This window comes from Xanthomonas sp. SHU 199 (genome assembly GCF_000364665.1).
In the GTDB taxonomy this organism is placed as follows: domain Bacteria; phylum Pseudomonadota; class Gammaproteobacteria; order Xanthomonadales; family Xanthomonadaceae; genus Xanthomonas_A; species Xanthomonas_A sontii.
On sequence record NZ_AQOI01000364.1, the window covers coordinates 1 to 424 of the forward strand.

Consider the following 424-nt stretch of genomic DNA (forward strand, 5'->3'; position numbering starts at 1 on the left):
GAGCCGTCCAGCAGCTTGGTGCCGTTGAAGTTGGTCTGGCTGGAGACGCGGTCGATTTCCGAGGCCAGCTGCTTGACTTCCGAGTTCAGCGCGCCACGGTCGGTGGTGGAGTTGGTGGCGTTGGCCGACTGCACCGCCAGTTCGCGGATACGCTGCAGGTTGTTGCCGATTTCGACCATCGCGCCTTCGGCGGTCTGCGCCAGCGAGATGCCGTCGTTGGCGTTGCGCGAGGCCACGTCCAGGCCGCGGATCTGGGTGGTGAAGCGCTCGGAGATCGCCAGACCGGCCGCGTCGTCCTTGGCGCTGTTGATGCGCAGGCCCGAGGACAGGCGCTGGATCGTCGTCGCCAGGCTGGCGCTGGTGGTATTGAGGTTCCGCTGAGCGTTCAGCGACATTACGTTGGTATTGATGACCTGTGCCATTT

Annotated in this window: 1 protein-coding gene; it reads right to left on the bottom strand. The window is 64.4% G+C overall.

What is annotated here, in order from left to right:
* The coding region (locus D183_RS0112440) for a flagellin N-terminal helical domain-containing protein (protein WP_017909279.1) at window positions 1-422 on the bottom strand (422 nt) is incomplete at its 3' end.
* Between the last annotated feature and the right edge of the window lie 2 nt (window positions 423-424).